Here is a 24,912-nt window from a genome sequence, read left to right on the forward strand (position 1 = left end):
GCCGACCGGCCGCTATCCTACCGGCGTCCCCCGACAGTGACCGGCAGCAGGTACTTCAGACCGTGGGTGAAGCCGCGCGGCGCGACGCTGACGTGATCTTCGTCATTGAGTACTTCCGTCTGCAAACGCAGGGAAGGATATCCGCGCGATCGAAGAATCTGATCCATGTCCCTGGTATCGGTCACCATGTTGGCGGATTTGGAAAAGCGCGCATCGCCCGGCCTCGTCTCTTCGTATTCGCCGATGTACATGTAGACCCGCGCGGGCAAGTCGTCATGGCTGGTCGCGTAGGCGCGTGCCTGTTTCACCATATAGTGATCATCATACCAGAACGAGGGGCTTCCCAGAACGTAGCCGTCGAACAGGGCGGGTTCACTCAGCAGGATCTGCATGCCGAGCAGCGAGCCGTATGAATGGCCCAGAAAGATGCGCTGTTTCTCGTCCGTCCGGTAGCGTTGAGCTATGAAAGGCAGCACCTGGTCACGAAGATAGGTTTGATAGGCCCTTGCCTGACCGTGAACCGCGCCCTTCGGGGATCCGGTAGGGCCATTTGCCGTCGGCGTATAATCACGGCGGCGGCTTTCCATTCCGCCTTCTCCCTTTGCATAGGATAGCCCGACGAGGATGAACTCTTCGATGATCGGTCCCTCGACATTGAGACGGCGCCCGATCTGCTTGAGCAGTGGGAACGCGTAATCGGCGTCCGTCACGTAGATGACCGGATATCGCCGCTCAGGCTGCGTGCGATAGGATGGCGGCAGGGCCACGAAGACCTGATAGCCTCGCTGAGATGCGGGGGCGGGTACGTCCCACACTTCGCTGTCGGAGACCTCGTAGGGCAATCCATCCCCGCGTTGGACTGCTACGTCGGGTCTCTCTTCCGCTCGGGCCTGTCCCGTGGACGCATCGGTGCAGGCGGCAAACAGGTTGGCGCAAAGGCCGATGGAAACGAAATGCTTCAACAACGCTGATCCCCGATCTTAACAATATCGAGCTTATCATTACTTGGGCAAGAATGTGTAGGGAGGTCTGGTGAGACTGCAACCACAGTGAGTGCAATGCCCGGACGGAGTGCAAGTCAGGCGATCAAGGATGGCTTGACGTACCGCCGGTAGGCCAGGTTGAGGAGGTGGGCCTCAAAACAGGCTCACCTTACATCGTTCCAGAGCGGATGGACCAAATCTGGATAATGCCGCGAATACCTTCGCGCACTGAACTGTCGACATCGATGATCGTTTGGAGGCGCCCGGTCACACCTGCCTGAAGGAACACAGCCCATCCTAGCACCAATGCCTGAATGTCGGAATGAATGCGCATGTACATTGTGCGCTCCAGGCCAAACCGCTCGAGGTTCTTGTCGATTAATTCGATGGCAAGGTCGAAAATTTCGTCGTTGTTAAATTCCGCAGACTGAAGCAACATTGTCACGAACGGCGTTTCGCTATTCGTCCGCCAGAGCGCTTCCCCGAATTGTTGGAACCATTCCTGCCACGTGGCGGCGTGCGCTACGGATTCGATTGTCTCGACCAGAAGCATCTTGATGACAGTGCGAATAATCGTCGCGCGATCGGGAAAGTACCAATACAGCGTCGGAGCCCGGACATTGAGCCGTGCACCGAGTTTGCGCATGGTCAAGCCGTCGATGCCATCTTGGCGCATAATCTCGAGAGCCGTGTCGATGATCTGCTGCTTGTCAAGTTTGGTATCTTCCATCCAGTCGCATTCCGCAATTTATCTCAATTTGTCCACCTCTCTCGGGCGATTTCTCCGCTGCGATGGGCGCAAAGTCGCCGCTTTGCAGTGGTGGCTGCATGAGCGAAATCTGTGCCAGTTCTGGCGCGCGGTCCGATCGCTGTTCCTGGAAGCTGTTATGGACTGGTGAGACCGAATGAATTCAAGGAGAACCTTGGCGGTGTATCGGCAGACGCAGCGCCGGGTTGGCAGCGGGCGATCTGCCGAACCCAGCGCGGCGCTCATCGGCGGCCGGGCGGTCCACGGCATCGCGTTCGAGGTCATCAAGCTTCCCGAAGTAAAGGAAGGCTTCGTTCTCCTGCCGCGACGCTGGCTTTTAGAGCGATCCTTCGCATGCGTCAGGATGAACCAAGCCGCCGCCATCGCAACGGGTCCATAACAGCCTCCAGAGCATTTTCTAATCGGGTCGCATCACCCAATGACCTGGCAAATGCGACAGATCAACGGCCCTAGTGCCGATGTCGCTTGGAGTCTTGGCATGATTGGTCAGGCAGGAGCCAAAATCTTCAGGTTCTCTTCGATCATTTGCCGGACGCTTCGCGGCTTCTTTCCGGTAAGTTTTTCAACGTCATCGGAAATAACGTTGAAGAAGCCTTCGCGGATCGATTGTTCGAAAGTCACCATATCATCGCTGTTCCATGTGATGCCCTTGACCGACTGATCATCGACCGGTTCCCGTGGGATGCCCATGGCGTCGAACATTGCGTACATTCCAGCATCGTCGGTTTCTACATAATCGACCTTGTGCCCAGTCAGCCGCGACAACAGGCCTGCAAATTCGTGGAAGTCGAGCAACTCAGGGCCAGTGATATTATAGGTTTTCTTTTCGTGCCCCTCGCCGGTCAGCACTGCGACTGCGCAATTAACGCAGTCCTCGCGCCAAACCGGCGCTTCCTTGCCACCCGCTGTGCTGGAGAGCCAGATGCCGCTCTGGATGAAGTTTGGCCCCATATTGAGCACCATGGCGTCGGTATAGTGTTGGTCGCGAAGAATCGTCCAGTCCATGCCGCTCGCCTTCATCATCTGTTCTGTGGGCAAATGGTCAGCGACGACTTTGGCCGGGTTTTCGGGAGAAATTCCTACGACGCTCGTATAGGAGATGTGGCGCACGCCCGCAGAGGCTGCGGCATCGATCGCGGCCTTATGCTGGACGACCCTGGCCCCAACCCTGGTCCCGCTGATAAGCAACATCTTCTCTCCGCCTTGAAAAGCGGGCAACAGGGAGCCGGGATCGTCAAAGTCCCCAAACCGGACGAGGGCACCAAGATCGGCAAGGTGTTGCAGTTTAGTGGGTGACCGGGTGATCAGTATGAGATCCTCCGCAGGCATCACGTCGAGAAGCTTGCGAACGGCGAGGCTCCCGTATTGCCCGGAGGCCCCTGTAATAATCGTCTTCATTTGCACCTATCCCATTTATATATTTTCGGAATTTAGATTAGGCAGATTTAGGTTTTACCGATATTCGCGTTTCGTTGTTGGTGGCGTGCCGGCGCCAAAGCGGCGAGCGCAGATCCGCGGGTGAGGATAGACAACCCGAACGTGCCGATTGCAGTGCGGGTCGCCACGATCATGCCCGCACAGACCATGCGGATCGGCCATCGGGATGCGAGTTATACCGAATGTCGCTCCGCCCCAGTTTGCAATGCCAGCATGCATGCGGCGATCGTGGGAGCGCAGCCCAGGTAGCGATGGCCTTGGGAGTCCATTTCACGAGGATACATACAACTCCCCCAATCGCTTCACCGCCGTAGGTGGTCCTCTTTATCTCTTACAGTGTTAGACTCGTGTCTGGCAACATTCAATGGGAATGGCGCGGTAGGCAAGCGGGAGGAGCGGACTCGTATCGACTGCGCTGCCTCAGTCCGCGGGGTCGCGAACCAGAACAGATGTGACGATCGAGATTAGCACTACTTTGGCAGAAGTATGATTTTTGGGATTCCCATGTCGCTGATTGCGTGATTCATGGGGAGCCAGCTTTGACGGAGGCTGGCGATGGACGAAGACTGGCAGGCGGATCTTGAGCGTTGGCTGGCGCCTTATCTGGAAGCCTTGGGGAACAAGACGCGGCGTCGAATGTGCCCAGCCTATATTGCTGGTCTGATCGGACCCGGTGATCGCAAAAGCATCCAGCCCATGGCAGCCCGCTCTTATGCGATCCCTTATGACCGGCTTCATCATTTCATCGGGGCCGGTCTGTGGGACAGCGCCCCGTTGGAAGCGACCTTGTGGAGCCAGGCGGATGAATTGGTTGGTGGCGATAGAGCCTGGCTGATCATCGACGACACTGCCTTGCCAAAGAAGGGCAAGGCCTCGGTTGGCGTCGCGCCGCAGTATGCCACGGCGCTCGGGAAGAATGCCAACTGTCAGACGCTGGTGTCGGTGACGCTGGCTTCGAGCGAAGTTCCGCTCATGCTGAGCTTGCGACTGTTCCTGCCGGAAAGCTGGACAAGCGATACCGCTCGCATGGACAAGTCGGGCGTGCCTGCTCCTTTGCAGGAATATCGCACCAAGCCCGAGATCGCGATCGAGGAGATCGATCGCATCATCGCTGCCGGCGTGCGCTTCGGCTGTGTGCTGGCTGATGCCGGTTATGGGCTGTCGGCTCCGTTCCGGCAGGCGCTGAGTACACGCGGCCTCTGCTGGGCTGTCGGCATCCCCAGGCACCAGAAGGTCTATCCGACCAACGTGCAACTGATCTTCCCGGTCGCAGGCCGCGGTCGCCCTCGGGTACGGCATGTGCCGGACGTCAAATCCATGGCCGCGCACGCGATGCTCGAAACTGCGAAGTGGTGGCAGGTCAGTTGGCGCAAGGGAACCAAGGGACGACTGACGGCCCGCTTTGCGGCCATGCGCGTGCGCATTGCCGATGGTGCGCCTCAGCGGATCGGCTCTGCCGGGGCCCAGCACATGCCAGGTGAGGAAGCCTGGCTGGTGGGTGAGCATCGCTCGAATGGCGAGCGAAAATACTATCTCTCCAATCTGCCCCGCGACACTCCGATCAAGGCTCTCGCAGGCGCGATCAAAGCGCGCTGGATCTGCGAACAAGCGCATCAGCAACTCAAGGAAGAATTGGGGTTGGATCACTTCGAAGGACGATCCTGGACTGGACTTCACCGCCATGCCTTGATGTCGATGATGGCCTACGCCTTTCTGCAGTCTCGAAGGCTCGCTCAGGCGGGGCGGAAAAAAAAGAGTCCTTGGCCCGCCTCCCCAACCCACCTTGCCGGCAGTGCGCCAGGCCATCCTTGACCGCCTGTCTCGCTCACCGCCGGAGCAATGCCCTCACTGCGGATGCAACCTCATCAGGCATTCCAGCAAACTTCTGCCAAAGTAGTGCTAGGGCTGGTTGCCGGCAAACAGCTGGCATCATTTCTGCAAATGCGCGTCGGCACTCCTGAGCTTATGGATGAGCTGCAAGAGTAGGTCCGCCTCCGATGCGGATAGACGGGCTAATGTCTCCTGATCGCACTCGTAAAGTGCCTTTGTCATCGCATCGAGTTCTTCGCGACCCGTATCCGTGAGCTGCAGGGCATTTGCCCGAGGGTCGGCGCTTGCCTGTCGCTCGACGAACCCGCGACCCTCCAGATAATTCACTATCTTCATTGCGCTGGCACGATTGACCGACAAGGCCTCCCCGAGCGCTGTCTGAGTGCATCCGGGATTCGATCTGATCATCATCAGCGCTGAAACGCGTGCGGGCGTGATGTCGAAAGCAGACAGCGCTTGGCGTGCCCGGGTGTCAGCCTCGACCTGCAGAAGCTTCAGCTGAAAGCCAAGCGATTGTTCAAGTTCGGTGCCCCCGGTGGTCATAGAATCTCCATCTTGCAAGTTATGTATCCTCAGCATACATATATTGTCTCTTAGGGATACGATGCGGCGGCTCGCGCCGCGCGTCAACTGAGCCAAGCCGGACAGCCGAAATCGGACGCGGTGGCAGATAATGTGGAGGATGATATGAAAGCGGACTTCAAGTTGCTGATCGGTGGTGCGCTGGTTGCGGGGGCATCGACATTCGACGTTATCAATCCGGCGACCGAGCAGGTTGTCGCAAAGTGCCCGAAGGCTGACGCCGTACAACTCGATAGTGCGATCCGTGCCGCAAAGGTGGCATTTCCGAGCTGGTCGGCACTTGGTTATGATGTACGCGGCGCACTTATCGAGAAGATGGCCGACGCGATCGTCGCCAACAAGGATGAACTGGCGCGGTTGCTCACGGCGGAACAGGGCAAACCCCTTGACCAGGCCGCGTACGAGGTGATGGGGGCCAGCTTCGTGCTGCGCGCCTTCGCTGCCATGCGGGCACCCGAGAAAGTGGTCAGGGAAGTCGCAGGCAACCGAGTGATCGAACATCGCACACCTTTGGGAGTGGTGGCGTCGATCACACCCTGGAATTTCCCGCTCATCCTGCTCGCCAACAAGCTCGGGCCTTGCCTCGTCTCTGGTAACTGCATGGTCGCAAAGCCGGCGCCTACGACGCCGTTGACCACGCTGCTACTTGCCGAACTCACGAAAGAAATCCTGCCGGCCGGCGTGTTCAACGTCGTTTGCGATGAGAACGAGCTTGGTCCTGCTCTCACGTCCCACCCGGACGTTGCGAAAGTTGCCTTTACCGGTTCGACCATGACCGGCAAGAAAGTCATGGCCTCTGCGGCTACGGGGGTGAAGCGGGTCACGCTTGAACTGGGCGGAAACGATGCCGCGATCGTTCTTGGCGACATGGCTCCGGCAGTGGCGGCCCAAAAGGTCTACCAGGGCGCGATGGCGAATTCCGGTCAGATATGCGTGGCTATCAAGCGCGCCTACGTCCACGAATCCATCTACGACGAGTTCTGCCAGGAGATCGCCCGACTTGCGGAGGCTGCGGTCGTCGATGACGGCACCAAGCAGGGTACGACGATCGGCCCTGTCCAGAACCGCATGCAGTACGACAAGGTGAAGTCGCTGATCGAATCGGCCAGGGAAGGAGGCACTTTCCTTGCGGGCGGCGAACTGCCGGACAGGCCTGGCTTCTTCATTCCGCCGACCATCGTTGCGGGTCTCGATGACGATGCTCCGCTGGTTCGGGAGGAACAATTCGGCCCCGTTCTGCCGATTCTCAAGTTCAGCGAAGTCGACGATGTCGTGCGCCGGGCGAACGACTCGGAGTACGGGCTGGCCGGTACGGTTTGGGGAAGGGACCTTGAGCGGGCGATGGATGTCGCCCGGCGCATCGAGGCGGGCACTGTCTGGGTCAACCAGCATCTCGCGATCGACCCGACGCTGCCGTTCAGGGGGGCCAAGCGATCCGGCCTCGGTGCGGAACTGGGGCAGGCGGGCCTTCATGAATACACGCAGGCCCACATCATCAACGCCGTCGAATTGGAAGAGCTCTGAACCTTGTCGATTAGAGCGCGGGTGTACGGCGTCGACGATCCCGATCCAGGCGGATGTCGCGTCACTAAAACTATTTTGGGAGAGCTGAAGATGAGTGAGATCGATCTGGTCACGTACAAAGTCGAGGAAGGGATCGCGTGGGTCTATTTCTCGCGTCCGGAGAAGCGCAATGCGATGAGCCCAGGGCTCAATCGGCGCATGATGGATGTCCTCGATGAGCTTGAGTTTCGGGACGACGTGAGCGTACTGGTCCTGGGTGGGAAGGGGTCGGCATGGTCTGCCGGCATGGATCTCAAGGAATACTTCCGCGAAACCGAAGCCCAGGGTCTGCGGGGCGTACGCAAATCCCAGCGTGAAAGCTATGGCTGGTTCCGCCGGCTACGTTGGTTCCAGAAGCCGACGATCGCAATGGTCAACGGGTGGTGCTTCGGCGGCGGATTCGGCCCACTTTTTGCGTGCGATCTTGCGATTTGCGCCGACGAAGCCCAGTTTGGCCTGTCTGAAATCAACTGGGGCATTCTTCCCGGCGGCGGCGTAACCAAGGTCGTGGTCGACCTGCTGCCGATGCGGGACGCAATGTGGCTGACACTGACCGGCGAGCTTATCGACGGCATTCAGGCGGCCGACATGCGGCTTGTCAATGAAAGCGTACCGGCCGCGCAACTCGAAGAGCGCACCCGGGCCATCGCCCAGCTTCTGCTCAAGAAAAATCCGGTTGCATTGAAGTTTGCGAAAGATGCCGTGCGCCGGGTATCGACCATGACATACGACGAGGCGGAAGATTATCTTGTGCGGATGCAGGAAGCGGCGAACTTCCACGACAAGTCCGAAGGCCGGAAGGAAGGCATCCGGCAGTTCATCGATGAGAAGAGCTACAAGCCGGGCCTTGGTTCCTATGACCTTGGCAAGGTGAAGGCCGATTGATCCTTGGCGCGTGGGGGGAGGTTATTGCCTGTCCTTGCGCGCAGCCTGGCGATCGCCACCTCGAACAGGACGCAATACCGCGCAGCGTGAGCGAAACAGGGCGGCGATTTTGAGGAAAGCAGCCCTCGCGTGAGCCGCCAATCGAAGACAGGGGAGAAGTCAATGGCCACGATCGGCGAAGCCTCATCGGGCGATAAGGCTGTCATCATCCTTCAGACACTCATCTGCTATTTGCGTGAGAAGAACGTGCTGACCCGCGCGGACCTGGAATATCTCTGCCGATCGATCGATGCCCGAGCTGAGGCAAGCGATGGGCATATGAACTGCGCCGTAGTGGCGGCCGAGGAAGCATCGAGAGATCTGCGCGCCCTCACCGAATTCTGCGGGCACCGGTACGGCGGAAAGCGCGCGAGGCAGAGCTGAGCGGCGTCTGCAAGCTACTTGCTTCGCGTCGAGCCCTGAATTCTTTGTAGCTGTCGAGCAGCGATTGTCCCGCGCTTGCACCTTCCATCAATTTGAAATCGGTTCGGTCCTTGGTGGCCGCCGCCAACGTCGTTGGCGGCGGCCACCAAGGCGAATTTTGGTCAGGCTGCGATCAGGCCGTGAGGATCGAGCACGAACTTCTCGGCCGCACCGGCATCAAAGGTCTGGTAGCCGCTGGCTGCGTCTTCCAGGGAAATGACCGTTGCATTGACGATATCGGCGATCGGCAAGCGGTCGTATAGTATGGCCTGCATCAATTGCCGATTGTAACGCAGCACTGGCGTTTGCCCGGTGTGGAATGACAGCGCCTTGGCCCAGCCCAGGCCGAAACGAAGCGACAGGCTGCCTTCCTTTGCGGCATTGTCGACGGCGCCCGGGTCTTCGGTGACGTAAAGGCCAGGGATGCCGATGTTGCCCGCCGCACGCGTGATCTCCATCATCTGGTTGAGGACGACTGCCGGTTGTTCACCACCACTGTGGCCTCTCGCTTCGAAGCCAACGGCATCGATGGCGGCATCGACTTCGTTGGTGCCGACGATTTCGGCAATCAGGTCACCCAGCCTGTCGCTCTGCGATAGGTCGACGGGCTCGAAGCCGACACGCTTCGCATGGGCGAGACGGTGCGGATTGAAGTCCCCGATCATTACGACCGCTGCACCAAGAATGCGGGCCGAAGCTGCGGCCGCAAGCCCGACCGGGCCGGCACCGGCAATATAGACAACCGAGCCGACACCAACGCCGGCTTTCACCGCACCGTGGAAACCGGTCGGCAGAATGTCCGAAAGCATGGTGATGTCACGGATCTTGGCTATTGCGCGGTCGCGATCGGGCAGTTTCAGCAGGTTGAAGTCGGCATAGGGCACCATTACGTAGCGGGCCTGGCCACCTATCCATCCACCCATGTCGACGTATCCGTACGCGCCACCCGCACGGCTTGGGTTGACGGTAAGGCAAACGCCGGTGTCCTGGGATTTGCATGTGCGGCAGCGGCCGCAAGCCACGTTGAAGGGAACCGAGACGATATCGCCGATATCCAGCATTTCGACGTCGGCGCCTTTCTCGATGACTTCGCCGGTGATTTCATGGCCGAGGACCAAACCGGCAGGCGCCGTGGTGCGGCCTCTCACCATGTGCTGGTCCGAACCGCAGATATTGGTCGAAATGACCTTCAGGATCACTGCATGTTCGATTTTACGCCCGTCCGGTGCCGAAAAGGTCGGATCGGCAATGTTCTGAACTTCGACTTTGCCGGGTTCGATGTAGACGACGCCTCGATTGGTGCTCATGACACTCTCCTGCAACGGCGCCTGCCCGTGCTGTCGACAGGCGCTTTGACGACCGCTTGATTGCCATGAGGCAGGTCACGGAGTTCGTGACCTGCCTCGACACCGCACCCGGCAGGGGGTCGCCTTTCCACCCGGGTCGGTACTCGACGCATCCCTCACTGCGTCAAGATCAATGCATCCAACGCGATGACACCCCGTCCTTCGGGATAGACGAGCACGGGATTGAGATCGACTTCCCGGATTTCGTCGGAACCGCGCAGGATCTGACCGAGCGTCTGGACGAGGCGCACAAGCGCATCGATGTCGCATGGCGCCGCGCCTCGAAATCCGGTCAATTGCGCGCCCATCCGCAGTTGGAGAATGCGTTTCCGTATCTCTGTGCCAGGCAAGTCGGCCGGCAAAAGCACGACGTCGCGCAGAAGTTCGGCGGTTACACCGCCAAATCCGACCATCACGACAGGCCCCCAATGGTCATCGATGCGAGCACCGACGATCATTTCCACCCCCCATTCGGCCATATTCTCGACCAGAACGCCATCCAGCACGAGATCCGGGCGGTGATCGGTAACATTGGCCAGCAGCCGGTTCCAGGCCGTCGTAAGCTCAGCCTCATCCCGGATATTGAGAATAACGCCGCCTGCTTCGGTTTTGTGCGCAAGATCGGCAGACTGCGCCTTGATCACCACCGGATATCCGAGCCTTTCCGCGACATCCTTGGCTTCGGCCAAGTCTGTTGCCATTGCGCAGGGAGAGAACGCTATGCCGAATGTACCGAGTGCGTCTTTGGATCGGTACTCGGGAATTATGGATCCGGCAGGGAGGTTCGCTATCCTGAGGGGCTGGAGCACGTCATCGAATTGCGGTGCGTCGCTTCGCTGCCCCAGCCGGCCCAATGCTCGAATGACGCGTTCGGGCGTCGGGAAGTAGGATGCTCCCAATTCGCGAAGTGCGTCGATATCCCCCTTATTGACACGGCCGCCCTCGTCAACGCCGGCAATCACCACTGGCTTGTTCGTGCCGAGAGACCGCAGGGCCTGCTCGATGGCGTTGAATTTGATGCTGGCCGTATGACAATCTGTCTGGATGATGGCGAGTACGATGACATCGATCCGCTCATCGAGAGCCAACGCGGATATGGTTCTTCCGTAGATGTCGGGATCGACAAGACCTTGCGCGGTGATGTCCATTGGGTTCGACACCGGAACGAACGGGGGAAGCGCGGCGCGAAGAGCAGGGCTGTCATTGTCGCCCATCTTCGGCAAATTGACTTCGAGCGCTTCGGCAAGGTCTAGGGTCAGTGCCTTCAGCGCCCCGGATTCGGTAACCACGGCGATGCGCGCACCAGGCGCGACGGGGCAGCGAACGGAAATCTCGGTGACATCGGTCAGCTCTTCGAGGCCGTCGACAAGCACCACGCCTGCTTGCTCGACCAGCACGCGCATCGTGTCGTAGTCGCCGACCATTGCGCCCGTGTGCGTGGCCGCACTTTCGCGGCCGGCTTCGCTCTTGCCGGGGTGCAAAAGAATTATGGGCTTTCCGGCTTCCTGGGCCCGCCGGGCGACCTGGAGAAACGCTCCGGGATTGCGGAAGTGCTCTACCATCATTGCAATGACCCGCGTCTCGGGGTCATCGACCAGATAATCGACAAAATCCTCGACGCCGCATTCTGCCTCGTTGCCGGTTGAAATGTAGTAGGACAGGGGGACGCTTCGTGCGATCAGATTGGTCGCGACAACCGCGGCCATTGCGCCTGACTGCGAGACAATTCCTACGCGGTCCGAACCCGTCGCTGTCGCTGGCGGGAGTTCGATGAAGGTAAGCGGGATGTCGTCGCAGAAATTGACCAGACCCAGGCAGTTCGGGCCCTCAATCACCATTCCCGTTTCCCGGGCGATGCGGGCAATCTCGGATTGCTGGCGCAAGCCTTCTTCGCCGCCTTCGGCAAATCCGGCAGCATAGATCACGGCGCTTGCCACACCCTTTTCGCCCAACTGCGCGATCGTATCGAGAACGGCGGTCTGGGGAATGGCCAGAATCGCCACATCGATGTCTCTGGGGAGCGAGGCAATGTCTGGTACGCACAGCCGCCGCCCTATGCGCTCTCGTTTGGGATTGACGAGGAAGAGGTCGCCGGCAAAACCCTCCCGGTCGAGGTTGGCGATCACGGAATTGCCGAGCGAGCCGGGCTTGTCCGAGGCGCCTATCAGTGCGATCGAGCGAGGCGTGAGCAATCGGGCGATGTGACGGCGCCGCGTATCGGTAGTTGCGTCGAGCATGATCCATCCAAGCAAAGGTGGTGCGGGCTGCGTGTCGCGTCCCACGATACCGGGCGTTACGATGCGAGCGTGCAGCCGACCGAAGTGATCTTGCCGGCTTCGTTCAGATGATAGTGGATGTATTGCTGCATCTCGAGCACCTGGCCAGCCTCGATCGCGAAGGTGATTGGCAGGCCAGCCGCTTCAAGCGTGCTGGCGGGTAGGGTCTTGGTCGCCTCGACGCGGATCGTTCCTTCGAGCGCGACGAGCTCCGGGCTGCTGGCAAACTTGCTGATCGTGAGCGTTTCGATCATATGCTCGTGAAGCAGATTGTAGAAGCGCTTGAATTCATCGCGGCTGCCCAGATTGACGCCAAAGAACGCGATCTCCACGTCGTCCGCGTAATAATCGTAAACGGCGTCGTAGTTACGCGCATTGAACGCCTCTGCGTACTTTTGATATTCTGTGCGATCCATCTCGGTTCTCACTTGCGGTGCCGGAAATTGAGTAGTTTGGTGACCTGCGTGTCAGTTCAAATCGAGTGCGCCGCCGTCGACGCAGACATCTGCCGATGTCACGAAGCTGGCGTCATCGGATGCGAGGAAAAGGACGGTTCGCGCCACTTCGCGAGGGTCGCCCATTCTTCCCATAGGCACTGCTGCGATCATGGCCCGCCGCAGGGCGTCGACTTCCGCTTCGCCCATGCCGACGTTGCGGCTGATCAGCGGTGTCTCGATGGGACCTGGGCTCACGACATTGACCCGGATGCCATCGATCACCAGTTCCTTGGCGAGAATTCTCGCAAACGCGCGCAAACCGGCCTTTGAAGCGGCATAGACAGCGTTGCCGGGCACCGGTGCGGACGAGCCGACGGAACTTGTAAGAACGATCGAGGAGCCTCGTCCCATCAATGGCAGGCAGGCTTGAACCGCAAAAAAGCATCCACGTAGGTTGACGTTGTGGATTTCGTCCCAAAGCTCCGGGGTAATTTCGCGGACAGGCGCAAAAGCGCCTACTCCGGCGTTGACGAACAACACGTCTATCCGCCCATGAGTTGCTGCAATTGCCTCAACGATCGGAGACATCGCGGTCACGTTTGCGATATCTCCCTGATATCCGACAGAGCCAGGAATCGAGGCGACCGCGTCATCGATAGTTCGCTGCGACCGACCCGTGATCACAACCTTGGCGCCCTCTTGCGCAAATTCCCGCGCAGAGGCCAAGCCGATGCCGCTATTGCCGCCAATGATGAGGACTACCTTGTCCTTGAAACGCATCTTGCCTGCCCTTCCTAAAAGGGGGAATTGGGATTGGGACCACCGGGTTCGACGTTTTGAAGAACATCCCAGTGCTCAACGACGAGCCCATCTGCGACGCGGAAGATGTCGCAAACTGCCCACCCGGTGTCGCCCTCCCACCGGCGCACATGATAATGTACGACAACATGGTCACCATCGACGAAAGCGCGTTTGATATCGTGCGTGGAATTGGGGTTTTCGTCACGTGCCCAGTCAAGAAAATCTTTAAAAGCCTCGCGGCCTGGCTTCACCGACTGATTGTGCTGGATATAGTCGCATGAAATATAGCGGTCCGCGGCCGAAGAATCGAGGGGTTCAAGCACATTGGCAAACATGTCGAGGACAAGTTGCAGATTTTTTTCTTCAGCAGGTGTCCGGGGCATCGTGTTGTTCCTTGATGAAGGCTTGGCGGCTGGCCTTACGCGCCATCAGAGAAGCGCGTAGTATCTGATCGTATTGCCGTGGCGTTGGCGCTGACCGATTCCGATGAAGATGTGGCGCATCATCCATTCGTGTGGTCCCTTCGGTGTCTCGAACATCGGCGAGCAGCGCAGGTAGAAATCCTCGAACGGCACTTCAGGTCCGTCGCGGAACATCCAGTCCTGCATGCGCTTGAGCGTATCTGCTTCTCGTCCCCACAGATAACCCCTGTTGTGGAGCAGTATCTTCGTGCCGTCCTCCGCTTCGAGCATGTAGCGAGCGTCGGTTGCCAGGACCTCATCGGGCCGGAAGGAGGCCCAATCCCCGCCGCTTCCCGGAATTACCCTTCCGTTCAGTCGGGGGCCGGTAATGGTACCGCCATCCAGATAGACAAACCCGCGGCCGAAGCCGCTCGGCATATCCGGGATGTTTTCAAACTTTGCGAAATCGAGATGAATTTCGAAAGCGAATTCGAACCGCGGCGTGTTGCGTTCCGATGTACCTTCGAAAGGGCTAAACAGCGATGACATCGACTTTATGCTCCAGCTGAGGAGAGGACCTGGCGATGATCGCCGGGGCCGGTTCTTGCGCAGATGGATCAGAAACTGCGCTTTACGCTGACGAACCATTCACGCGGACGCCCGATGATTTCCTGGGAATGCCCGAAGTTCACGATGTTTTCCTGGCGTGCCGCGGCGTAATACTTGTCGAACAAGTTGCTCACGCTGAGGCTGATCTCCCACGTTCTGTCGGAATTTTTGTAGGTAAGGCGTGTATTCGCCAGGGCCCGGGCAGGAACCAGGTTGAAGGCCGGGTTGTTGACCGCCTGATAATAGAACTCCGACTGATAGGCGACGTCAAAGCGCGGGGTGAGCGTGCCGGCCGATCCGAGGTCCGCTTCGTACTGAACCCCAAGTGACGCCTGGATCTTGTTGACGAACGGCGCCTCCATATCGAGGGTAATGCCGGTCAGCGGGTTGATCGTATCGTACTTGAAATTCATCAGGCTGAGTGCGCCGTTGATCTGCCAGCCATCGGCCGGTCGGACGAACATTTCTAGCTCGCTGCCGTAGCTGTGGCCGCTGCCGGCGTTCACCGGCATTCCGCAAGTGGTGCTTGCGCTCTCGGGGCAGACGAAGACCGTGCGCTGGATCTTCTTGTAATCGTTATAGAACACAGACCCGTTTAAAACGACGCTGTTGTGAAGGAATGACGCCTTGAATCCACCTTCGTAAGTCGTGAGCGTTTCCGGATCGAAAGACGTGAGCTGGTCCGCCACGAACGGACGCGGGTTGACGCCGCCGCCCTTGTAGCCGGTTGCGACCTGCACGTAGGTCATGATCCGGTCATTCCACGCGTAATTGAGGCCGACGCGGTAATCCCAGCGGTGCCCCTTGAAGCTTCCGACAAGGCCATCGAGCGAGGCCACCGTGAAGTTGGGAGTGAGCGGGATGCCGGAGATCATCGATCCGTCTGCGTTTCGACGGGCAAACTCGTAAGTCTTCTCATCCTTGGTGTAACGCAGGCCGCCGATGATGTTGAACTTGTCGGTGGCATGGACTTCGACATGGGCAAAGCCGGCGTAACTCTTGTTGCTGACGTGATCGTCCGTCAGGAAGTCGAAGAGGAAAATCGGGATATTGACATAGTAGTCCATCAAATCATTGGCTTTGTAGTAAAAGCCGCCGATCGTGTAGTCGACGAGATCATCCACTTTGCCGGACAGGCGCAGTTCCTGGGTGAATTGCTCATGCCGGTTGTGCAGGCGCTGCTTGAGGATCGTCAACGGTGAGCCGTCCACGTCGATGACGCTGGTCCCGTCGGCGTGGCGATAGGCCGTGATCGACTTGAGCGCGAGATTGTCGGTCAGTTCGTAGTCGATGGTGCCGGAAACACCCCAGCCATCGACCGAGTTTTGCCGCTTGTCGGGGAAGTAACCGGGGGCCTGCTGATACGGGGTCCCGAAAATGGTGGTGAAATTTCCGGACGCGCCATAGTCGGCGTAGCTGGAATAGCTGCCCGACGGGGTCAGAAAGCGCGAGTCGAAGGGAATGCCGCGCAGGGGATCGCTTGCGTCGTAGCTGCGAATACCAGGGTTGTTGGCATAGCTGTTCTTCGTCGCCACGGGCTGGGATCTGTCGCGCGTGTAATCGCCGACAAGATTGATTTCGATACGTGAGGCGGTCGGTGCGTAGCGTAGAGCCCCCCTGACGGTCAGGATGTCTGCGCCGCCCGCACGGTTAAGCACACAGCCTTTGTTTGCCCGCCCGGTAGCGGCGATGCCCTGGTCCGGATTGGCGCAGCCGTAATCCAGTTCCTTGAAGTAACCGTCGTCCTTGCGATAAGCGGCGGAAATGCGGGTCGAAAGTCCCTCGGCTAGCGGCAAGTTCATGCTGCCGCGCAGTTCATACTTGTTGAAGCGGCCGTAGCCGCCCTGAACGAAGCCGCTAAAGACATCGTCGGGCTTTCGCGCGTAGAGCTTGATTGCACCGCCGAGCGAGTTCTTGCCTGCAAGCGTACCCTGCGGACCACGCAGAACTTCGACGCGATCGAGATCGACCAGGTCGAGGGAAGCGCCGAAAGTCGTGCCGTAATACACGTCGTCGATGTAGATGCCGACGCCGGGTTCGAGTGCGAAATTCGCGTCGTCCTGACCGACGCCGCGAATGAACGCCGTGACCGAGTTGGCTTGGATGGCAGTGGCCGACGACAGATTGACGCTGGGCGTGGTCGACCCAATGTCAATGATGTTGTTCTGGCCGCGTGCCTCAAGCTGTGCGCCTGAGGCAGCGGTGATTGCGAGCGGCGTATCCTGCAGGGACTGGGCGCGGAACTGTGCGGTCACGATTATTTCGTTCACGCTCGTGGCACTGTCGTCGGATGATGAACTGGCGGTTGCCGCTGTTGCTTGCTGCGCGCCGGCCTCTTGTGCAAATGCCGAGCCTGCAAACGCAGCGGTCAGTGCCAGCGCTGAAGTCGTCGCGACAAAACGTGTCTGGAAACGTTTCATCCAAAGTCTCTCCCTCCCGATATTTTCGTCCGTTTGACGAACGTTGTTAGAGGGCATCATAACTCCATTGTATCCTTGGTCAACAATAATGCGACCTGTGTCTCTAATTTGCAGAAATTGTTACACTTTTGAGAGATTACGGTGAAGCTGGGGGCCCATGGACCATCTCGCCGATTTCATGTCTAACAACGTTGGCCCAGTTACCCGCTATGGCAAGCGCGGAACTGAGAGAGGGCCGAATCCTTCGTCAGCGTGATCGAATTGTTTCGCACATCCGATTGCAAATATGGGAGTGATCTTCCTGTCAAAATGCCGATGCGTGGTTGTTGTAGGCCACGATGACGACATTGGGTTTCGTCTCTCCACGCATCCGGTTCCGGCTCCAATCGAACCCGTCGAAGGCGGCTTTGATACTGGGTTCTTCAGTACGTCCGTCATCGTGGGCAAACCCGGGCACGGGAATATGGCTGCAACCGATTCCGGCAGTGATCTTGGCCATCAGCGTTTCTCCCTGATCGACCGGTTCCCTTCGGGAGAGCGCCCGCCGGCAAGCATCATCGTCTGATACTGCTCGAGGGTCATATCGGTCATGGTGCTTATGCCCTCCACGAAACTCAGTCCGTCGGCGGCAATGAGCTTGGCGAGGAAGTAGATGTTCCCGCCAAGGTCGATCAGGCTGTTATAGTCGCGCGCCAGAATGCCTTCTTTCTGGGCATCGCTGAGTTGCCATTCTTCCAGATACGATGTCGGGTCGGCTTTGAAGCGTAACCGGTTTTCGGGCTTCATCAAGCTCATCGCGCATTGATTGAGGTGATATCCACGCCGTGCCCGTGCAGCCGTGAACACGCGAGTGCCGGGAATGTCTTCCAGTTCGCTCAGATAGGTCGAAATCTGCTCGGTAGTTGCCATCTCTTCAAAACCTCAGGAAGATAGTTCGCGATATTGGTTGCAGCCGGGGCACCGATGGTCGCTCGAAGGTGACTTGCGCTTTGTCGACCCGGGGCCATTCAAGCCATTCGTGACCCAATTCCCGTGCACCCGAAACGGCCGACCTTCAGCGTGTCAGTCTTGATCTCGATCCTCAATTCCAGCCCTGACTGACAGAGTTGGTGCCAAGGCAGAACCCGGATGCACGTGATCGGTTCTGAAACTCGCGTGTCGCGATTGTCTCTAGCGTCGTTAGATGAATTCGTATAGGCGAAAATTCATGGATATGAAAACAGGTGCCAATGAGGAGGCTGTCCTAGCGATATTGCCGGGATTACTTTGCGATCATCTCATGTTCGACCGGCAACTCGCTGCATTTCCGGGCAGCATGGCGATCGATGGGTTTTATGGCGGTGCCGACACGATCGCCGATATGGCGGATTACGCCTTGCGCCGACTTCCCCGACGGTGCGCGTTGTTGGGGCATTCGATGGGGGCACGTGTCGCACTTGAGGTATTTCGCAAGGCTCCTCACCGGATAACGCGCCTTGCGCTGGCTGATACCGGGATCCATCCAGTTCGTCCGGGAGAGCGCGAGAAACGGTATGCGCTGAGAGACCTGGGTCGGATCAAAGGGTTTGGCGCATTGGTAGACGCCTGGCTGCCAGGGATGATCGGTCATGAGTGCAGGGCGGACCCGGACTTGTACGGTCAACTTCGGAAAATGTGCATGGGAGCAGGACAAGCTGTTTTCGAAGCACAAGTCGAGGCTTTGCTTGATCGTCCGGAAGTCGTGTCTTTGTTGGCGAAGATAGAATGTCCGGTTTCGGTAATTGTCGGCGAACTCGACAAATGGTCTCCGGTAGAGCAACATCGTGAGATTGCCGAAGCCATTCGCCACGCAGAGCTTCACGTGGTATCTGGTGCCGGGCATATGGCGCCGACCGAAAAACCTGAACAATTCAACGAGGTTTTGCGCAATTGGTTCGCGCAGAGTTGGGTCGTGAATTCTTGAACAGCCGATCGGAGGGCTTTCCGAGTTCTGCCCCGTGAGGGTGCCTCGGCAGTCCAGCGCCCCCGTTCCGTTTTGCCTCTTCACGTGGCTTGGGATTCGTTTTGATCAAATCTGGGCCAGGTGACCGAGCGTTGTCTCGAAAACTCCGCCAACCGATTCACGAAACGAAAGTTGCCATTTCAAGCAATGCGCGTGCGCTGGATTCGACGTTTGAGTCATAGCGGACAGTGGGAATGGCGATGGACAGCGAACCGACCACCTCACCATCAAGTAGCAGGACTTTCCCTATTCCGCAGATCCCTGGAGTGTACTCTTCGCGGGTGATGGCGATGCCGCTTTCGCGCGTCTGGTCGAGTTCCCGGCGAAGCAGGGCCTCGTCGACGATGGTGCTTTCCGTATAGCGTTCGCGCGGTGCTTCTACGAAATATCGATCCAGTGCGGCTGGTCCAAGCGAGGCCAGCATTGCCTTGCCCGATGCAAGACAATGCAGGGGCGAGCGCGTCCCCACCCCCATCGAATATCGCAGCGCATGTTCGGCCGTCTCGGTGATGAGCGCTTCGATTTCCCAATCCCTCTGAACGAAGTACGATGCGGTTTCGTTCGATTGAACGCGAAGCATCCGGACGAGGGGGCGGACCCTGTCTATCAATGAGAGCCGTTGCGGCGCACCGCAGAGCCGGTCGAGACTCGGGCCAGGCTGGTAGAGGCGGCCGGCGCGGACAAGGTAGTCGCGTTCGACCAGAGTGGACAGAAGATAGGACAGGCTGCTTATCGGGATGCTCAGCCTGTGTGCGATATCCTGGGCGATCACCCCGGACGGGTGAGCCGCGACATACTCTATGATATCGAGTGTGCGCATGGCCGATTTGACGGGAGTTGTGCTTCCGCCAGCCGTTCCGGATGATGATGATGCTGAAGTGGTCATAGATTTGTCAGAACGTTAGCAGTCCGCGTCTTTCCGAAAAACGCCAGCCTTCCTCAGTGCACACAAATCTGTCGAGAAACGAGCCCACCTTGGGCGCGCCTTCGCCGGTGAAGAGTAACATGGCGCTCTCGCCCAGGGCGGTGTTTGCGTCAACTACAGTGATCTCGACATTCGAACACACATGGCGCGTTTTACGCGCGGGGCGGGAGCGGAAAGCGGCAAGGATTGCTTCGCGCCCCGAAATCCAGTCATCGGGCGCCGTTGGGCGGGCCATCCGACCGTGCGGAGCATAGAGCGCTGCAACGGCATCCCAGTCTGCCGCGTCGTTCCGGTTTGCATAGCGGGCGATCAATCGGGCGCAGTCGTGCTCTATGGCGCGGACAAGCTCTTCCGGCAGTTCCCCGCTCACAGACGCGACTCCGCGATGTCCGCGCCCTCGCGCAGGGCTTTCAGTTTTTTCCACGTTACTCCAGGATCAATTTTTCCGTAGCCGGCGAACGTTCCGAACCCACAGTCGGTGCTGGCAACCACACGGTCTTTGCCAACGAATGCTGCGAAGCGTTCGATCCGCTGAGCAATCAGTTCGGGGTGTTCGACATAGTTCGAGCACGTGTCGATCAGCCCGGGGGCAAGAACTTTCGTATCAGGCAGCCGGGCGTCCCGCCAGACCGTCCATTCGTGTTCGTGACGCGGGTTCGCAGCCTCGAACAGCAAGGTCGAGGGACGTGCCCTAATCACGATGTCGATAACCTTGTCGAGGGCGATGTCGTGATCATGAGGCCCTTCATAGTTGCCCCAGCATACATGCATCCGCATCCGTTCCGGCGGGATATTCGCTGTGGCTGCATTCAGCGCTTCGACATTTGCAGAAGCGGTATGCAGGAACGTTGCCTCGTCCTGATCCTGATATCCCGTGTGACGTGACATCGCGAGATCGGGGCAATCGAGTTGTAGATCGAATCCTGCGGCTACGATTGCTTCGTATTCGGGGCGCATCGCGTCAACCAGATCGGCAAGATAGGCTTCGTGAGATGGGTAATGGCGGTTGATCTGAAACGCCGTGATGAGGCCAGGTGACGCGGCGTTGAGGAAGCCGCGGATATTGGTGCCGCAGTTGTCCATCGCGTTGCGAAATCTGCGAATATCCTCATGAACCGGATCGAGCGTGCGTAGCTTCACGGGGCCGATGCAAGACGCCCGTGTAAACTCCTGGCTTCCCATGATTGCCGACAGCTTGCGAGCGAGATCGGGGTGTTCTGCAAGGTCTGCCGCGGGCCGACGTTCGATATGGCCCCCAAATCCCTCCAGGCGCTCGATCATGTAAGTGGAGTACCCGACTTTGCCGAGTTCGCCATCGCTTACGATCGTTACGCCATTTGCTATTTGCTGGCGAACGGCATCCTCTACAGCAGCTTGCACGGTCTGATCGAATTCATCGGCGTCGAAGTGATCGCCTTTGTCGCGCGCGAGCAAAAGCGGCGTAAGTGCCTCTCCTCGGGGCAGGCTTCCGACATGGGTGGTGGCGATTGTCATTCAAGGTCTCCTATCCCTTGTCGGATCCTGCCATTATTCCATGGATGTGTATATATTCACATATATGAAAATATCTGATTTGAGCTGCGACGTTCATTCCGCCTTTCCATTACTCAGGGAACGGTTCCTTCACAGGGCAAAGCAATGGCGGAAGCGCGGCAAAAATAGCGCTTCATTATCTTCATCGGATGAGTGTGGATTGTCGATCTCTCCGCACGGATGCGACCTGTAGGGGGGCGGATGTCGACAGCTATCCGGATGCGAGAAGCTATCAAAACCAATAGGCGATCGCTCGCATTTCGATCGATGCGCGGGGGATGGTGTCGCGCGGAGCCAGCGGATTGTCAAAGGCGACGTGCGGCACGCAACAGGTGCGGGTGGGGTCGCTGTCATGGGTCTTGAACACGACGACTTCGTCAGGCGTCATGTCGCTGAACCAGCCCCAGCGATGCCCGGGTGCATGGGCAAGCACCAGTCCCTCGAACGACCAGACATCGATCCCGTCACGATCAAAGATGGCGTCTGCGGGAAGCAGATCGGCGGGGGCAACCGTGCGCGCGTCGCACAACGCTAGCGGTACGTCCTGTGGAGCCCCCGACGTGGCGCGCCAGACATTGTAATGTACTGCCCGGCGCGGGGTGGGCGAGCCCTCGGGAAGCGATCGTTGGGAGAATTCGCCTGCGGTGCGGCCTGATACGTCGACATGCGCAAAGCGCGCCGGTCGAGAATTGTCCAGCCTTCCGGACAAATTCGAACGTTCGGCGAATCGACGCACACCCGTCCCCGTCACCACCACCCGATCCGCCCCGGACAGCGCGGCCAGCAGTTCGGAAATTTCGTCCGGATAACGCTCCTTGACCTGCGCGTCGGAGCCGAAATCGGTTACCGAACTCACATGGGAAACGATTTGGAACCCTACCGAATTCAGATCGGGATTTTCGCGCCGCATGTCGTGGATTTGCATGATTTCGGGGGCGAGCACGATCGTGTCGCTTGACGAGTCGTTGGCGCGATAGACCATTCTCTTGCGGGCTCGCGCAACATAGGCAATTTCTGCATCCATTCCATAGTTTCCGTCTTTTAGATGGTTGATGGACAATTCGATATGCATCTCTTCCGGTGTCGTCGGGGCCTTGCCGTTGCCGCCTGATCCGAACCGAGGCGGCAATTTCGAGTCCAGAGAGCACAACCCTCTTGCCTTCTCAATATTGTATGCCATACAAACAAACTGTCGCCGCAAACGGCGGACGGAAGCGCCAGGTTCGAACAACGTGCCGGCGCCGGTTCGGGAGAGGGACCATGATGCATATCACCAAGACGGCTCGCTTGAAGCGCGCGCTTCTTCTTTCGGTTTCATGCGGTGCTGCACTGGCCGCTACCCCGGTTTTCGCGCAGGAGCAGGGCTCGGCTGCGCCCCAGGCCGACGAGGCTGCATCGCCGTCGATGGCGGAGATCATCGTTACCGCACAGTTCCGCGCACAGAGGCTTCAGGACACGCCGCTGTCGATCACAGCGGTCGATGCCGCTCTGCTCGAAGCGCGCAACCAGACCGACATTTCGCAGATCGCCGCGCAGGCACCGAACGTGCAGCTCACCGAAATGGGCGGCGCCTTCGGTTCCTCCATGGCCGTCTACGTGCGCGGCATCGGCCAGTACGACTTCAACCCCGCCTACGAACCCGGCGTGGGCATGTATGTGGACGATGTCTATTACGCTACGCTCACCGGCAACATCATGGACCTGCTCGATCTCGAGCGCGTGGAAGTGCTGCGTGGTCCGCAGGGAACGCTGACGGGACGCAACTCGATTGGCGGTGCCATCAAGATGTTCTCGGCCCGGCCGACTGCGGACGATTCCGGCAAGATTGATGTCGTCTACGGCGCGCGCCAGCGTGTCGACTTGCGCGGCAGCATGAACTTCGGCCTGACCGACACGCTCTTCGCGCGCGTCGCCGGCGTCTACAAGCACCAGGACGGTTACGTCGACCAGATCGACTATGGCTGTGCCAATCCCGGCAATGCGCTGGGCATTGCGGGCAATCCTTCCACGCCCGACAACTGCGTGGTCGACAAGCTGGGAGAGCGGAACTACGGCGGCCTGCGCGGTTCGCTGCGCTTCAATCCCAGCGACAGCTTCGACTGGACCGTTACCGGCGACTACACTTACGAAAAGCGCACGGCAGCGGCGGGTGTAGTGACGCAGAACAACACGACCAAGACCGATGGCGTGGACTTCGTCTGCGGCCGGTTCTGCACTTATGCAAGCTGGTATCTGCCGGCGGGCGGGCAGGCGGCGCAGGCCTATACCATGCCCAATACTGTCAAGTTCACTGGTTGGGGCGTGTCGAGCGACATGTCCATCGACCTCAACGACGATCTCAACGTCAAGTCGATCACAGCCTACCGTGAATATCGCCAGATGTACGGCACCGACGATGACTATACGCCGAACCCGAACATCGGCGGCGGCGGTTTCAATGACCTGACTTTCCGCTTCTTCAGTCAGGAACTTCGCCTGAACGCAAAGATCGGCGATTTTGCGGACCTGACCGTGGGCGGTTACTACAGCGACCAGAAGTCGGTCTACTTCACCCGCCAGGACATCCGCTATATCGGCCACGGCAACCCGGCACTGTTCCTCCAGTTCCAGGGTGACGACCCGATCCGCGCCGACAGCAAGGCGGTATTCGGCACGGCGATCCTGCATCCCACGCCGGATCTCAATATCACCGGCGGCATTCGCTACACCAAGGAGCACAAGGACTACACGTTCGTGCGCAAGGCCTGGAACGGCGGCACGCTGACCGATATCTTCGGCGTCGGCGCGCTCGACGGCACGGTGGCGAACTACGACGGCGACCGCGTGGACTACCGCATCTCGGTGGACTATCGGTTCAGCCCGCAGACCCTTGCCTATGCCACAGTCAGCACCGGCTTCAAGGGCGGCGGCGTGACCGCGCGTCCCTTTACCCAGGCCCAGGCCGTCAACGGCACGTTCGATCCCGAAACGCTCACCGCCTACGAGATCGGCTTGAAAAACGATCTGCTGGGACGACGACTGCGCCTGAACCTGGCCGCCTTCTACAACGACTACAAGAAAATCCAGCTTCCCCTGGCGGACTGCGCGATCCTCGACGGGTTTGCGCCGGGCACCGATCCTTTTCCTTGCGCCGCCATCGGCAATGCGGGGGACGGCAAGATGTATGGCGCCGAACTGGAACTGGGCGCCAATCCGATCGACGGACTGGATATCGATGCCTCTCTGAGCTGGATCGACGGCGAATGGAAGCGCATCGGCCCGCAAGTCGGCAATTCGATCCGCATCGGCGATCCGATTACCACCCCGAACTGGCGCGGCAGCTTCGGCATCCAGTATCGCGCCGATCTCGACAAGAGCGGCTCGATCACCCCGCGCTTCGACCTTGCCTATACCGGCAAGCAGAGCCTGGGCCGCCTGCCGGGCACCAATACGCTGGACTTCAACCCTTCGCGGGTGATCGCGAATGCGCGCTTGACCTGGCGCAATGCGGATGAAGACCTGTCGATCTCGTTCGAGGTCCAGAACCTGTTCGACAAGTATTACTATCTGCCGATCCGCTTCGCCGCGCTCTATGCAAGCGCGGGCACGACATACTCGAACGTCGGCCGTCCGCGCGAATGGGCCGTCAGCGTCCAGAAGAAGTTCTGACGGGCGGGCTGCGGGGCCGGTGTT

The 24,912-nt window shown here is 59.0% G+C and carries 23 protein-coding genes and 1 pseudogene; 7 read left to right on the plus strand and 17 right to left on the minus strand.

Annotated elements, in window-relative coordinates; genetic code table 11:
- Window positions 1-17 precede the first annotated feature (17 nt).
- Entirely contained in the window at window positions 18-962 is a 945-nt protein-coding gene (locus tag AC4D6D_RS20245) for an alpha/beta hydrolase (protein ID WP_491327328.1), read from the minus strand.
- 190 nt (window positions 963-1,152) lie between these two features.
- Window positions 1,153-1,713 (minus strand): TetR/AcrR family transcriptional regulator, encoded by a 561-nt coding sequence (locus AC4D6D_RS20250; protein WP_491327329.1) that lies wholly within the window; start codon window positions 1,711-1,713, stop codon window positions 1,153-1,155.
- A 277-nt stretch (window positions 1,714-1,990) separates the two neighbouring features.
- Between AC4D6D_RS20250 and AC4D6D_RS20255 the strand changes: the two are divergent.
- Window positions 1,991-2,086 (plus strand): annotated as a pseudogene (locus AC4D6D_RS20255) (IS5/IS1182 family transposase); the annotation flags it as partial.
- A 152-nt stretch (window positions 2,087-2,238) separates the two neighbouring features.
- Here the strand turns inward: AC4D6D_RS20255 and AC4D6D_RS20260 are convergent.
- Window positions 2,239-3,150: an NAD(P)H-binding protein gene (locus AC4D6D_RS20260; protein WP_491327330.1), complete on the minus strand. Its 912-nt coding sequence runs from the start codon at window positions 3,148-3,150 to the stop codon at window positions 2,239-2,241.
- Window positions 3,151-3,744: 594 nt separating this feature from the next.
- On the opposite strand from AC4D6D_RS20260, the gene AC4D6D_RS20265 reads away from it, so the two are divergent.
- The gene (locus tag AC4D6D_RS20265; protein ID WP_491327331.1) at window positions 3,745-5,001 is read left to right on the plus strand and encodes an IS701 family transposase; all 1,257 of its coding nucleotides are present in this window, start codon (window positions 3,745-3,747) and stop codon (window positions 4,999-5,001) included.
- 117 nt (window positions 5,002-5,118) lie between these two features.
- On the opposite strand, the gene AC4D6D_RS20270 is transcribed toward AC4D6D_RS20265, so the two are convergent.
- Window positions 5,119-5,562 carry a MarR family winged helix-turn-helix transcriptional regulator gene (locus AC4D6D_RS20270; protein ID WP_491327332.1) on the minus strand — a complete coding sequence of 148 codons (444 nt, stop codon included), beginning with the start codon at window positions 5,560-5,562 and terminating at the stop codon, window positions 5,119-5,121.
- Between the two features lie 144 nt (window positions 5,563-5,706).
- Between AC4D6D_RS20270 and AC4D6D_RS20275 the strand changes: the two genes are divergently transcribed.
- The 3 genes from AC4D6D_RS20275 (at window position 5,707) to AC4D6D_RS20285 (ending at window position 8,472) form a co-directional block, all read left to right on the plus strand.
- Window positions 5,707-7,125: an aldehyde dehydrogenase family protein gene (locus tag AC4D6D_RS20275; RefSeq protein WP_491327333.1), complete on the plus strand. Its 1,419-nt coding sequence runs from the start codon at window positions 5,707-5,709 to the stop codon at window positions 7,123-7,125.
- A gap of 90 nt (window positions 7,126-7,215) precedes the next feature.
- Window positions 7,216-8,049 (plus strand): p-hydroxycinnamoyl CoA hydratase/lyase, encoded by an 834-nt coding sequence (locus AC4D6D_RS20280; RefSeq protein ID WP_491327334.1) that lies wholly within the window; start codon window positions 7,216-7,218, stop codon window positions 8,047-8,049.
- Window positions 8,050-8,211: 162 nt separating this feature from the next.
- Window positions 8,212-8,472, plus strand: a complete 261-nt coding sequence (locus AC4D6D_RS20285; protein ID WP_491327335.1) for a hypothetical protein — start codon at window positions 8,212-8,214, stop codon at window positions 8,470-8,472.
- 161 nt (window positions 8,473-8,633) lie between these two features.
- Here the strand turns inward: AC4D6D_RS20285 and fdhA are convergent, their stop codons facing one another.
- From fdhA to ligA, 9 genes are all read right to left on the minus strand, one after another.
- Complete coding sequence (gene fdhA, locus AC4D6D_RS20290; protein WP_491327336.1) at window positions 8,634-9,818, minus strand: formaldehyde dehydrogenase, glutathione-independent; 1,185 nt, start codon at window positions 9,816-9,818, stop codon at window positions 8,634-8,636.
- 155 nt (window positions 9,819-9,973) lie between these two features.
- On the minus strand, window positions 9,974-12,094 hold the full coding sequence (locus AC4D6D_RS20295; protein ID WP_491327337.1) for an acetate--CoA ligase family protein: 2,121 nt from the start codon (window positions 12,092-12,094) through the stop codon (window positions 9,974-9,976).
- 56 nt (window positions 12,095-12,150) lie between these two features.
- Entirely contained in the window at window positions 12,151-12,549 is a 399-nt protein-coding gene (locus AC4D6D_RS20300) for a nuclear transport factor 2 family protein (protein ID WP_491327338.1), read from the minus strand.
- 51 nt (window positions 12,550-12,600) lie between these two features.
- Window positions 12,601-13,350 (minus strand): SDR family oxidoreductase, encoded by a 750-nt coding sequence (locus tag AC4D6D_RS20305; protein ID WP_491327339.1) that lies wholly within the window; start codon window positions 13,348-13,350, stop codon window positions 12,601-12,603.
- Between the two features lie 14 nt (window positions 13,351-13,364).
- The gene (locus AC4D6D_RS20310; protein WP_491327340.1) at window positions 13,365-13,754 is read right to left on the minus strand and encodes a nuclear transport factor 2 family protein; all 390 of its coding nucleotides are present in this window, start codon (window positions 13,752-13,754) and stop codon (window positions 13,365-13,367) included.
- 45 nt (window positions 13,755-13,799) lie between these two features.
- Window positions 13,800-14,321, minus strand: coding sequence for a DUF3237 domain-containing protein (locus AC4D6D_RS20315; protein WP_491327341.1), 522 nt, complete (start codon window positions 14,319-14,321; stop codon window positions 13,800-13,802).
- 68 nt (window positions 14,322-14,389) lie between these two features.
- Window positions 14,390-16,801 (minus strand): TonB-dependent receptor, encoded by a 2,412-nt coding sequence (locus AC4D6D_RS20320; protein WP_491327342.1) that lies wholly within the window; start codon window positions 16,799-16,801, stop codon window positions 14,390-14,392.
- A 304-nt stretch (window positions 16,802-17,105) separates the two neighbouring features.
- A complete protein-coding gene (locus AC4D6D_RS20325; RefSeq protein WP_491327343.1) occupies window positions 17,106-17,300 on the minus strand; it encodes a DODA-type extradiol aromatic ring-opening family dioxygenase in 195 nt (64 codons plus the stop codon).
- Window positions 17,300-17,710 (minus strand): protocatechuate 4,5-dioxygenase subunit alpha, encoded by a 411-nt coding sequence (gene ligA, locus AC4D6D_RS20330; protein ID WP_491327344.1) that lies wholly within the window; start codon window positions 17,708-17,710, stop codon window positions 17,300-17,302. The genes AC4D6D_RS20325 and ligA overlap by 1 nt, the downstream gene beginning before the upstream one ends.
- A 298-nt stretch (window positions 17,711-18,008) precedes the next feature.
- On the opposite strand from ligA, the gene AC4D6D_RS20335 reads away from it, so the two are divergent.
- Complete coding sequence (locus tag AC4D6D_RS20335) at window positions 18,009-18,743, plus strand: alpha/beta fold hydrolase (RefSeq protein WP_491327345.1); 735 nt, start codon at window positions 18,009-18,011, stop codon at window positions 18,741-18,743.
- Window positions 18,744-18,900: 157 nt separating this feature from the next.
- Here the strand turns inward: AC4D6D_RS20335 and AC4D6D_RS20340 are convergent, their stop codons facing one another.
- The 4 genes from AC4D6D_RS20340 to AC4D6D_RS20355 all read right to left on the minus strand — a co-directional run bounded on the left by AC4D6D_RS20340 (window position 18,901) and on the right by AC4D6D_RS20355 (window position 22,420).
- Entirely contained in the window at window positions 18,901-19,602 is a 702-nt protein-coding gene (locus AC4D6D_RS20340; protein ID WP_491327346.1) for an IclR family transcriptional regulator, read from the minus strand.
- Between the two features lie 73 nt (window positions 19,603-19,675).
- Window positions 19,676-20,077, minus strand: coding sequence for a nuclear transport factor 2 family protein (locus tag AC4D6D_RS20345; protein WP_491327347.1), 402 nt, complete (start codon window positions 20,075-20,077; stop codon window positions 19,676-19,678).
- Window positions 20,074-21,201 carry a cobalamin-independent methionine synthase II family protein gene (locus tag AC4D6D_RS20350; protein ID WP_491327348.1) on the minus strand — a complete coding sequence of 376 codons (1,128 nt, stop codon included), beginning with the start codon at window positions 21,199-21,201 and terminating at the stop codon, window positions 20,074-20,076. Before AC4D6D_RS20350 ends, AC4D6D_RS20345 begins: the two co-directional genes overlap by 4 nt.
- A gap of 271 nt (window positions 21,202-21,472) precedes the next feature.
- Entirely contained in the window at window positions 21,473-22,420 is a 948-nt protein-coding gene (locus tag AC4D6D_RS20355; protein WP_491327349.1) for a CmcJ/NvfI family oxidoreductase, read from the minus strand.
- Window positions 22,421-22,500: 80 nt separating this feature from the next.
- On the opposite strand from AC4D6D_RS20355, the gene AC4D6D_RS20360 reads away from it, so the two are divergent.
- On the plus strand, window positions 22,501-24,888 hold the full coding sequence (locus AC4D6D_RS20360) for a TonB-dependent receptor (RefSeq protein ID WP_491327350.1): 2,388 nt from the start codon (window positions 22,501-22,503) through the stop codon (window positions 24,886-24,888).
- Window positions 24,889-24,912 lie beyond the last annotated feature (24 nt).

The sequence above is a fragment of the Novosphingobium sp. BF6 genome (assembly GCF_058273105.1).

Bases quoted from the DNA above. Each gene is read 5' to 3' on its own strand.
- AC4D6D_RS20265 (WP_491327331.1), top strand. From the start codon at position 3,745: ATGGACGAAGACTGGCAGGCGGATCTTGAGCGTTGGCTGGCGCCTTAT.
- AC4D6D_RS20335 (WP_491327345.1), top strand. From the start codon at position 18,009: ATGGATATGAAAACAGGTGCCAATGAGGAGGCTGTCCTAGCGATATTG.
- AC4D6D_RS20295 (WP_491327337.1), bottom strand. From the start codon at position 12,094: ATGCTCGACGCAACTACCGATACGCGGCGCCGTCACATCGCCCGATTG.
- AC4D6D_RS20280 (WP_491327334.1), top strand. From the start codon at position 7,216: ATGAGTGAGATCGATCTGGTCACGTACAAAGTCGAGGAAGGGATCGCG.
- AC4D6D_RS20300 (WP_491327338.1), bottom strand. From the start codon at position 12,549: ATGGATCGCACAGAATATCAAAAGTACGCAGAGGCGTTCAATGCGCGT.
- fdhA (WP_491327336.1), bottom strand. From the start codon at position 9,818: ATGAGCACCAATCGAGGCGTCGTCTACATCGAACCCGGCAAAGTCGAA.
- AC4D6D_RS20340 (WP_491327346.1), bottom strand. From the start codon at position 19,602: ATGCGCACACTCGATATCATAGAGTATGTCGCGGCTCACCCGTCCGGG.
- AC4D6D_RS20275 (WP_491327333.1), top strand. From the start codon at position 5,707: ATGAAAGCGGACTTCAAGTTGCTGATCGGTGGTGCGCTGGTTGCGGGG.
- ligA (WP_491327344.1), bottom strand. From the start codon at position 17,710: ATGGCAACTACCGAGCAGATTTCGACCTATCTGAGCGAACTGGAAGAC.
- AC4D6D_RS20315 (WP_491327341.1), bottom strand. From the start codon at position 14,321: ATGTCATCGCTGTTTAGCCCTTTCGAAGGTACATCGGAACGCAACACG.
- AC4D6D_RS20355 (WP_491327349.1), bottom strand. From the start codon at position 22,420: ATGGCATACAATATTGAGAAGGCAAGAGGGTTGTGCTCTCTGGACTCG.
- AC4D6D_RS20260 (WP_491327330.1), bottom strand. From the start codon at position 3,150: ATGAAGACGATTATTACAGGGGCCTCCGGGCAATACGGGAGCCTCGCC.
- AC4D6D_RS20305 (WP_491327339.1), bottom strand. From the start codon at position 13,350: ATGCGTTTCAAGGACAAGGTAGTCCTCATCATTGGCGGCAATAGCGGC.
- AC4D6D_RS20325 (WP_491327343.1), bottom strand. From the start codon at position 17,300: ATGGCCAAGATCACTGCCGGAATCGGTTGCAGCCATATTCCCGTGCCC.
- AC4D6D_RS20360 (WP_491327350.1), top strand. From the start codon at position 22,501: ATGATGCATATCACCAAGACGGCTCGCTTGAAGCGCGCGCTTCTTCTT.
- AC4D6D_RS20350 (WP_491327348.1), bottom strand. From the start codon at position 21,201: ATGACAATCGCCACCACCCATGTCGGAAGCCTGCCCCGAGGAGAGGCA.
- AC4D6D_RS20310 (WP_491327340.1), bottom strand. From the start codon at position 13,754: ATGCCCCGGACACCTGCTGAAGAAAAAAATCTGCAACTTGTCCTCGAC.
- AC4D6D_RS20285 (WP_491327335.1), top strand. From the start codon at position 8,212: ATGGCCACGATCGGCGAAGCCTCATCGGGCGATAAGGCTGTCATCATC.
- AC4D6D_RS20250 (WP_491327329.1), bottom strand. From the start codon at position 1,713: ATGGAAGATACCAAACTTGACAAGCAGCAGATCATCGACACGGCTCTC.
- AC4D6D_RS20270 (WP_491327332.1), bottom strand. From the start codon at position 5,562: ATGACCACCGGGGGCACCGAACTTGAACAATCGCTTGGCTTTCAGCTG.
- AC4D6D_RS20320 (WP_491327342.1), bottom strand. From the start codon at position 16,801: ATGAAACGTTTCCAGACACGTTTTGTCGCGACGACTTCAGCGCTGGCA.